We start from the raw sequence: 8,579 nt of genomic DNA, 5'->3' as shown, positions 1-8,579 counted from the left end.
CGCCCCCAGCCCCGCCAGCAGGTGGAGGAACGGCAGCGCTCCTCCCGCCACCACGCGCCCCGGCCCGGGCAGCGCCGGGAGCAGCGCCTCCACCGGCGCCCGCAGCCCATCGGGGCCCAGCGGAGGAACGAGCTGCAGGTGCTTGTGCCGCTGGCTCGCGCCCGCCGTCTCCCCGGCGTTGTAGAAGGCCAGCCCGTCCAGCCCCTCCAGGCACGTCGCGAGCGCGTCGAAGTCCCCGGCCGTCAGCAGCGCGTCCTGGGATTCGAAGTCGCGGGTGACGACCAGCAGGTGGTGCTCCACGACGTTGAACTTGTTGAGGAGGCAGACGTGCGCGGGCGACACGTCCCCCACCACGAGGTCCGGCTCCGGGTGCGCGAACGGGTTGAACGGCGCCGCGCCAGCAGGCACGGGCCGGGGGCGCTCCTTGAGCGCCACCCGTCCCAGGATGCGCACCTGGAACGTCGCGCGCCCCTGCGTGACAGTGCGCGCCTCGGTGGTGATGGGCTGCAACGCCCCCGTCTCCAGCGCGTGCCGGGTGACCTCCAGCGTGCGCGGCCAGAGGGCTTCGGGCGTCAGCGGTGCGGTGTTCAAGGCGAGGCTCCCAGCGAGGAGGTGTTCAGCGCGCCAGCCGCGCCGCGATGCCGTCGAGCACGCAGTCCAGCCCCTTGTCGAACACGATGTCGAGCGAGGGGTGCGAGGCGTCCCGGACGACCCTGGCGAGCGTCGGGAAGTCACCGGTGGCGAGCATCCGTTGGATGTAGGGCGCCGTCTCGGTCTGCCACTCCGCCTTGCTCCGACCGCTCTGGAGCTCGGCGCGCAGCTCGCTGGCCTCGGTCCGGATGGCGCCGATGACGTAGGCGTTGACGGTCCCCACCGCCAGCATGACGGTATCGATGTCCTCGAAGCCCGGGGTGTCACTCAACGCGGCGAGTGAAGCCTCCAGATGCGCGAGCGCGTTCGGGCCCAGGTGGGGACGGCTGCCGAGCAGGTCGATGAACCACGAATGCTCCCGGGCAGCGCGCCGCGTCCGGTGGGCGAGCGCGCGCAGGGCCTTGCGCCAGTCGCCGCGGATCCGTCCCTCGGCGTTCATCTCGCCGTAGACCTCGTCCACCAGCAGCCCGAGCAGCTCCTCCTTCGTGGCCACGTAGCCGTAGAGCCGCATCGGTCCCGCGTCGAGGGCGGCCCCCACCTTGCGCAACGACACGGAGTCGAGCCCCTCCTTGTCGGCGATCTCGATGGCGGCCTGAACGATCCGCTCCCGGCTCAGGGGCGCCGGCGCGGGACGGCGGTCAGGCTCCGGTCGCTCCCAGACGAGGGGGGCCTTCTTCGCGCGCGGCTTCCGTCCTGTGCTCATCGCGCCCCGTCTTGCCCGATCAACCCGCGGATTGACAACCGGCCACCTCCGATACACTGTATCGACAAATACACCGTATCGGAGACTCCCATGGAAGCGGATTCAACGGCAGTGCTCGTCGTCGGCGGCAGCCTGGTGGGGCTGTCGAGCGCGTTGTTCCTGGCCTCACGCGGCGTGCCCACCGTGGTCGTCGAGCGACACCCCGGCAGCTCGCCGCATCCGCGCGCGATCGGCTTCACGCCCAGGACGCTCGAGCTCTTCCGGGCCGCCGGGCTGGGCGAACGCATCCCGCAGGTGCCTCCCGGCCTTCGGCTGCGCCGGGCCCGGGCGGAGAGCCTCGCCGGGAAGTGGTTTGAAGAGACCCCGTGGACGCCCGAGGAGCTGCGGGCGCCCGAGCTCGAGTACTCACCGTGCCGGGGCGCCGCGCTCGCGCAGGACCGCCTGGAGCCCATCCTCCGGGAGAAGGCCCTGGCGCTCGGGGCCGACGTGCGACTCGAAACCCAGCTGCTCCGGTTCGAGCAGGACGCCGACGGGGTGGTCGCCACGCTCCGCGGGCGCGACGGCCAGGAGTACGAGCTGCGCGCCGACTACATGATCGCGGCGGATGGTCATCGCAGTCCGATCCGCGAGGCGCTCGGGATTGGCCGCGGCGGGCGGGGCCACATGCGGACGGTGCGCAGCATCATCTTCCGGGCCCCGCTCCAGGAGTACCTCCAGGCCGGCGTCTCGCAGTTCAACCTCCAGCAGCCGGGCTTCGAAGCGTTCCTCACCACCTACGGCGACGGTCGCTGGCTGCTCATCTTCTCGGACGACGTGGAGCGCGACGACGCCACGCTGCGGGCGATGATCCACCGGGCGATTGGCCGGGACGACCTGGAGGTCGAGCTCGTCACCACCGGTCGCTGGGAGGTGAGCGCGCTCATCGCGGATCGCTTCGCGTCAGGGCGGGTGTTCCTCGCCGGGGACTCCGCGCACACGCTGCCGCCCAACCGGGGCGGGTATGGCGCGAACACCGGCATCGAGGATGCCCACAACCTCGCGTGGAAGCTGGCGGCCGTCCACTCCGGCGCGTCGACGCCGGCACTGCTCGACACGTACGACGCCGAGCGGCGCCCCATCGCGTGGCTGCGGCACCAGCAGATCTTCGCGCGGGCCGACTTCAAGGCACACGCGGGAGCCGGCGAGGACGCGCCCATCATCGACGATGCCGCCATGGAGCTCGGTCAGCTCTACCGCTCGGCCGCGGTCCTCGGCGCCGACGCGACGCTGCCGCCCGCCATGCGCCCCGACCAGTGGGCCGGCCAGCCCGGCACGCGCGCACCGCACGCCTGGGTGGACAGGGGCGACGAGCGCGTGTCCACGCTGGACCTGTTCCAGCGCTCCTGGGTGCTGCTCGCCGAGGACGCGCGGTGGTGCTCCGCCGCGGCGCTCGCCGCCGAGCCCTGGGGCATCGCGCTGGAAGCCCTGCGCATCGGCACCGACGTGCGCCCCTGCGACCTGGAAGCGTTCCGGAAGGGCTTCGGCCTGGGAGCGGGAGGCGCCACGTTGATCCGCCCGGATGGCTACGTGGCGTGGCGCTCGCAGGAGCTGCCGGAGGATCCGCTCCGCACGCTCACCGAGGCGCTCGGGCGGGTGGCGTCCGCCGCGAAGCCACTCGGTGGAAGCCTCACCGGGACGCGACAGCCTGCCGGGGCGAACACCCGGAGCGCGTAGGCGCTTCAGCGCGGAGGCCGGAAGACGTACTGGTACTCGGGCGACTCGCTGCCGGGTGGATACTGCGCATCCATGAAGGCGACCTGCGCGTGGTGGGTGATGAGCACGTCCTGGAGGCTGTCGTACAGCACCACGACCTTCGTGGCGCGGCCGGTGGCATCCAGCTCCACGCGCACCTTGAGGTTGCCCTTCAAGTCCGGCTTCGCTGGCAGGTGCTCCAGGTACAGCGCGACGAGCCCCAGCGACACGCGGTCGTAGATCTGCTCCAGCGTGCCCTTCGCCGGGGCCGCGGGCAGACGCAGCTTGCGGCTCAGCTGCGCGAACTCCTCCGCGGCCTCGGGCACCGGCCGCTCCGGGGCCGCGAGCGCCGCGCGGTACGCCATCACGGCCTCGAAGAAGCGCTCCTGCTTGAGCAGCAGCCGCGCCCGCCGCACCTGGATGTCCGCCCGGCCCGGGGCGAGCACCGCCGCCGCATCCAGGCGCGCCTCGGTGGCGGCCAGGTCCGGCTTCGCCTCCGCCAGCGTGGCCAGACGCAGCAGCGGCTCCGCGTCCTTCGGCGTCGCGGCGCTGAGGCGCACCAGGGCCTTCTCCTCTTCCTCCGGCCGGCCCAGCTCCACGTTGAGCCGCACCCACGTCGCGAGCGCCGCCGGCTCCGCGCCGCCCAGCGTCGAGTAGCGCTCCAGCATCTTCACCGCCTGCGCCTTGTCCCCGGCGGCGAGCCACGCCTCCGCCTGCCGCCGGTGGGCCTCCTTGTCGTGCGGCTGGAGCGCGACGAGCAACGCGCCCGCCTCCGCGCCCGCCTTCGCGTCCCCCGCCTCACGGGCCAGGCGCGAGAGCACCTGGAGCGCCTCCGGCTGCTCCGGCCAGTCCTTCACCGACCGCGACAGCAGCGCGAGCGCCTCCGCCGCGCCTCCCGGTCGTCCCGCCAGGAGCAGTCCCAGGTCGGTGCGGAAGCGAGGCGTGTCCAGCTTCGCGAGCGCCTCGCGCAGCCGCGCTTCCGCCTCCGCTCGCTTCCCATCCGCCTGGAGGCGCAGGCCGTCCGCCCAGAGCGCGGGCGCGAAGCCGGGCACGGCCTTGCGCGCGGCCTCCAGCGGCGGGCCGGCTTCCGCGAGCATCTTCCAGCGCACGTACACCAGCCCCATGCCCACGTGCGGCCAGGGGTTCTCCGGGTACAGCACCGCGAGCGCCTTGAACTCGCTGAAGCTCTCGTCGGAGGGCAGCGCGAGGAAGGCCCGGTACAGCCGGGGCATCGGGTCCTTCGGGGCCTTCGCCTCCTGCGCGTCCAGCTCCGTGCGCAGCACGCTGGGCGAGCCCCGCACGCGCGCCGTCTCCATCCGCTGGAGCATCGCCATTCCGTCCGCCGCGGAGGCGGGCACCGGACGCGCGCCCAGGGCTCCGGACGCGCCCAGCACGGACAGCAGCAGCAACACGCACGACAGGGAACGGGACGTCATCGGGGGAGCCAGGACCCCCGGACGCTAGCAGATGCCCGCGCCCGGCGGTCCCCCCCTCGCGCCCCCGTCTCAGACGAACGAGGGCCCGCGCACGGAGCGGTGGTACTTCTGGAGGATGCGCTCCACGCGCATCTGGCCCAGCAGCGCCTGGAACGCCTCCGTGGCCACCAGCGGCCCCTCCACGGCGTCCATGGTCAGCTCCGGCCGCCCCGCCTGCTCCACCATCCAGCGGCCGTCCGGGGTGATGGCGAACACGGCGCGCTTCGCGTCCCCGGGCTGCCACACCACGAGGAAGAGGTTCTCGCACTCGCACTGGGGGTCCGCGCACAGCTCGATGCGGTACGCGTAGCGCTGGCCGTCCAGCTCCACGCGGCCCAGCACGTCGCGCTCCAGGTCCGCGCCCTCGCCCAGCAGCGACTCCGGCAGCTGCACCTCGAAGGCGCCCTCCAGCCGGCCCATCGCTTCGAGCACCTGCGTGCGCCGCTCCAGCACCAGCGCTTCGAAGCCCTGCTGGAAGCCCGGCGCCTGGGACGCCGCGCGCACCACGCCGCCCCAGCGGTCCTCGGCGGGGCGCAGTTCGTCATCCAGCAGCGTGCCGTCGGAGGTGAGGGTCAGCGCCTTCTGCTCGCCGCCCGCGGTCACCTTCAGGTTCACGGTGTCGCACAGGCAGCCGTCGTCGGTGCAGGTGGCGCCGTGCACGGACACCGCGCCGTACTCCGGCGTCTGGCAGTCCACGAGGTGACGGAGCGCTTCATTCTCGGAAGAGGTCATCATCGAAAGGGAGTCCTGGAAGGAGGGAGCGTGCGGCTCACTTCACGTTGGCGAGCGGGGTCTCGATGAACTTGCCCTGGCCGGCGAGGTTCTTGAGGTCGACCTCTCCACCCTCCAACGGACGACGCGGGGTCTGCGGGTTCTGCCGCACGCCGTTCGTCTTCTCGTGGGCGGAGATGATGGGCAGCAGGCGCACACCATCCTTCGGCACCTGGAAGCCCTGCGCCTTCAGCTCCGCGCTCAGGTCCTTGCGGAACAGGTCCGGGTTCTTCGCCAGGTGGCCCGTCGTGTACTCGCAGTTGGCGCAGGTGAAGCGCGTGGTGTGGCCGCTGTACGTCACCGCGTGGATCTTCGAGTTCGGCGGCAGCGTGCCCTTGAAGGACGCGGCGATGTCCTTCGCAGCACCGTCCTTGAACAGCTTCGCGGCGTCGGACTGCTCGCTGTGCATGAAGGTCGTGTTGAAGTCCGCGGGGGGCGGCGAGGCCTTCGAATACCGGGCCTCCGCGGGCGCTCCGGCCTGCAGCGCGTCGCGCTTCGGGGTGCGGCCGAACGCGTCCGAGCCGTCGACCTTGGAGCCGTTGTACTCGTAGCCGGACGTCTTCGCGTCCTTCTGGCCGCTGACGGAGATGCGCGTGCCGCCCTGGGTCAGGTCGTGCACGTTGGGGTGGTACTTGCGCTTCATCGCGTCCGGCGGCGGCACGCTGGAGCCCTGCGACTTCGTGTAGGCCCCCTGCGTGTGGACCGCGCCGAAGGACGTGGCGAAGAAGTTGGTGTTCTTGCTCAGCGCCGCGCCGCCCTCCTTCTTCCCCTTGATGCCCTCGGTGCGCGCACCCGACTCGATGCCCGCCAGCCGCTGGTGCTCGGTGGTCAGCGCCTTGCCGTCGTCCAGCTTCAGCTTCTTGTCCGGGTTCTTGGAGCCGTACACCGCGCCGCCAAAGCCGTCCGTGAAGACCTTGTGCTCCGGGGGCGGCTTGAGGGCCGGCTCCTTCTTCGGCTTGGCCTGGGCCGCGTTGGCCTGCACCTGGGCCTTGGAGGCGATCGGATTGGTCTGCGCCGACTGCGTCGCCTTCTTGATGGAAGAGGTGCTCTTGATCTTGGGCATGGCGGCTCCTGGGGGAGGGGGAGGCTCACTCGCTTTTTCCTGGAATTGCAATGAAGACGCCAGGGCAATGTGGACCCCAGGATGCCCGCCCATCCAGCGGGCCGGTGCCCGGGGTGGGACAGGGTGGCGACTCCGGCGCGTTGGTGGGGGACGCCGCCCGCGTTCCCCCGGGACGCAAGGGGCGGGGAATGGCCCTTCAGGGCAATGGCCCGTTCAGGCGAAGGACTCCACCTGCCCGGTAGGGCTTGACCGGGAGCGGCCGGGCTGGGCGGAATGGCCCCATCATGGCCGCCGCAGAGAAACTCGTGTTCCCGACCATCGTCGAGGGGCTCTTCGTCCGGGGTCTGTCCGGCAAGGTGTCCTTCGCCCTCAAGGAGCAGCTGCGCAAGGAGGGGCTGGACCTGGACCGGCCGCTGCAGCCGGCGTACTCGCTGGAGACGTGGGCGCGCTGCGTGGCGCTGACGGCGAAGACGCTGCACCCGGAGCAGCCGGAGCCGGTGGCGTGGCGGATGCTGGGCGAGCGGATGATCGACGGCTACCGCGACACGATGGTGGGCCGGGCGCTCTTGGGCGTGCTGCGGCTCATCGGGCCCAAGCGGATGCTGCTGCGCACGCAGCACAGCTTCCGCACCGGCAACAACTACACCGAGGTCCGCATCACCGAGCGCGGCGAGCGCGAAGCGGACCTGTGGCTCAACGAGCCGGGCCTGCTGCGCTACTTCAAGCAGGGCGTGATGCTGGCCACGGTGCGCGCGGCCAGCGGCCCCGCCACGCAGGTGGACGTCGTCCAGTACGACGACGACAGCGTCACGTACCGCGTGTCCTGGGGCGCGCCGGGCACCTGAGTCACGGCTGAGCCCAAGTCGCGCCGCGGATCCGCGACCGGGGGCCCCTTGCCCGCACCGGGCCCCATCTGCCAGCGTGGTCCCCTGGGGGCGGTGCCGGGGCTGCCCCGTCGTGAAGAGGGGGCTGCATCCAATGCCGTCGAGCGAGCGCGCCAACCTGCCGCGCTGGAACGGTCAGCGGGGTTTCTTCGAGATCTGGTTCGTGGTGGTGCTGGACCCCGGTGGAGACCGCGCCTGGTGGTTGCGCTACACGCTGTTCACCCCCGCGCCAGGAGCCCCGGGTGAGCCGCGCGCCACGATGTGGGCGGCGGCGTTCGACTGCGCGTCGGCGGACCGGCCCGCGGTGGCGCTCAAGTCCATCCACCCGGCGTCGGCCTTCACGGCGCTGACACCGTCGGGGGTGCGCATCGGGGACTCGGAGCTTGGGCCCGGGAGGTGTCACGGGCAGGTGGCCTCCGGGGAGCACGCCATCGCCTGGGATCTGCGCATCTCGCAGGAGGGCCGCGTGCCGGTGCGCCGCGAGCCGCGCGGCATCTCCCTGCTGCCCCTGCCCACGAACGTGGCGCACGTGCACGACGACCTCACCTTCGAGGGCACGGTGACGGTGGACGGCGAGCGCTTCGAGGTGAAGGGCGCGCCCGGCCTGCAGAAGCACCTGTGGGGCCACCGGCGGCTGGAGGAGCTGACGTGGCTGTATTGCCCGCGCTTCCGCGAGGACCCGGACGCGAGGCTGGAGGCGATGGTGGTGCGCGCCGAGCGCAAGGCCGGCCACCCGCGCCTCGCGCCCATCTACCTGCGCACGGGGGACGCGCAGCACACGTTCCACGAGCTGCCCAACATGCTCTTCACGAAGGTGAGCTCGCCCACCACCGGAGAGCTGTCGTTCAGCGCCACCTCCGCCACGGTGGCGATGAAGGGCCGCGCGTGGTGCGACCCGCGCACGCTGGTGGGCTACACGTACCGCGACCCGAAGGGCTGGGACGTGCTGGTGGCCCAGAGCGACGTGGCCCGGTGCGAGGTGGAGCTCTTCTCCCGGCCGCACCCGTTCGCCGCGTGGCGTCCCACGAAGACGCTCACCTCCACCGTGGGCGCGCTGGAGTTCCACGCGCCGGAGCCGGTGCCGGGCGTGCGCTACATCCCGTGGGACGGCACCTCGGTGGAGCGCGAGTCCGGGCTCAAGCGCGAGTTCGGGTTCGGTGACGCGCCGTCGCCGATCCGCGACGCGGGCTGACGCGGAAGCAGGGCCTGTCCCCTCCCCCGGCCCGGCCTTCCGGGAGGGAGGGGCTTGCGGCCACGGGCCCGCGATGCCGTCCGGACAGGAGGGGTGGGACCCCTGGCCG

Annotated in this window: 8 protein-coding genes; 3 read left to right on the top strand and 5 right to left on the bottom strand. The window is 72.2% G+C overall.

The window, feature by feature from the left end; genetic code table 11:
• Together D7V93_RS30890 and D7V93_RS30885 are read right to left on the bottom strand one after the other, a co-directional pair.
• Positions 1 to 591 (bottom strand): ATP adenylyltransferase family protein (locus D7V93_RS30890; protein ID WP_120646799.1); only part of this gene is annotated, 591 nt, incomplete at its 3' end.
• Positions 592 to 616: 25 nt separating this feature from the next.
• Complete coding sequence (locus tag D7V93_RS30885) at positions 617 to 1,354, bottom strand: TetR/AcrR family transcriptional regulator (protein WP_120646798.1); 738 nt, start codon at positions 1,352 to 1,354, stop codon at positions 617 to 619.
• A gap of 90 nt (positions 1,355 to 1,444) precedes the next feature.
• On the opposite strand from D7V93_RS30885, the gene D7V93_RS30880 reads away from it, so the two are divergent.
• Positions 1,445 to 3,067, top strand: coding sequence for an FAD-dependent monooxygenase (locus D7V93_RS30880; RefSeq protein WP_120646797.1), 1,623 nt, complete (start codon positions 1,445 to 1,447; stop codon positions 3,065 to 3,067).
• A 5-nt stretch (positions 3,068 to 3,072) separates the two neighbouring features.
• Here D7V93_RS30880 and D7V93_RS30875 read toward each other — a convergent pair whose 3' ends face one another.
• From D7V93_RS30875 to D7V93_RS30865, 3 genes are all read right to left on the bottom strand, one after another.
• On the bottom strand, positions 3,073 to 4,521 hold the full coding sequence (locus D7V93_RS30875) for a hypothetical protein (RefSeq protein WP_120646796.1): 1,449 nt from the start codon (positions 4,519 to 4,521) through the stop codon (positions 3,073 to 3,075).
• Between the two features lie 69 nt (positions 4,522 to 4,590).
• Positions 4,591 to 5,295, bottom strand: coding sequence for a hypothetical protein (locus D7V93_RS30870; RefSeq protein WP_120646795.1), 705 nt, complete (start codon positions 5,293 to 5,295; stop codon positions 4,591 to 4,593).
• Positions 5,296 to 5,329: 34 nt separating this feature from the next.
• Complete coding sequence (locus D7V93_RS30865) at positions 5,330 to 6,394, bottom strand: hypothetical protein (RefSeq protein ID WP_158623901.1); 1,065 nt, start codon at positions 6,392 to 6,394, stop codon at positions 5,330 to 5,332.
• 284 nt (positions 6,395 to 6,678) lie between these two features.
• Here D7V93_RS30865 and D7V93_RS30855 point away from each other — a divergent pair, with 284 nt between their 5' ends.
• Together D7V93_RS30855 and D7V93_RS30850 are read left to right on the top strand one after the other, a co-directional pair.
• Entirely contained in the window at positions 6,679 to 7,239 is a 561-nt protein-coding gene (locus D7V93_RS30855) for a DUF2378 family protein (RefSeq protein WP_120646792.1), read from the top strand.
• 133 nt (positions 7,240 to 7,372) lie between these two features.
• On the top strand, positions 7,373 to 8,470 hold the full coding sequence (locus D7V93_RS30850; protein ID WP_244237619.1) for a hypothetical protein: 1,098 nt from the start codon (positions 7,373 to 7,375) through the stop codon (positions 8,468 to 8,470).
• Positions 8,471 to 8,579 lie beyond the last annotated feature (109 nt).

This window comes from Corallococcus llansteffanensis (assembly GCF_003612055.1).
Taxonomy (GTDB): Bacteria; Myxococcota; Myxococcia; order Myxococcales; family Myxococcaceae; genus Corallococcus; species Corallococcus llansteffanensis.
Note: the sequence above shows the minus strand (reverse complement) of the source record. Positions and strands in the feature narration are given on the sequence as shown.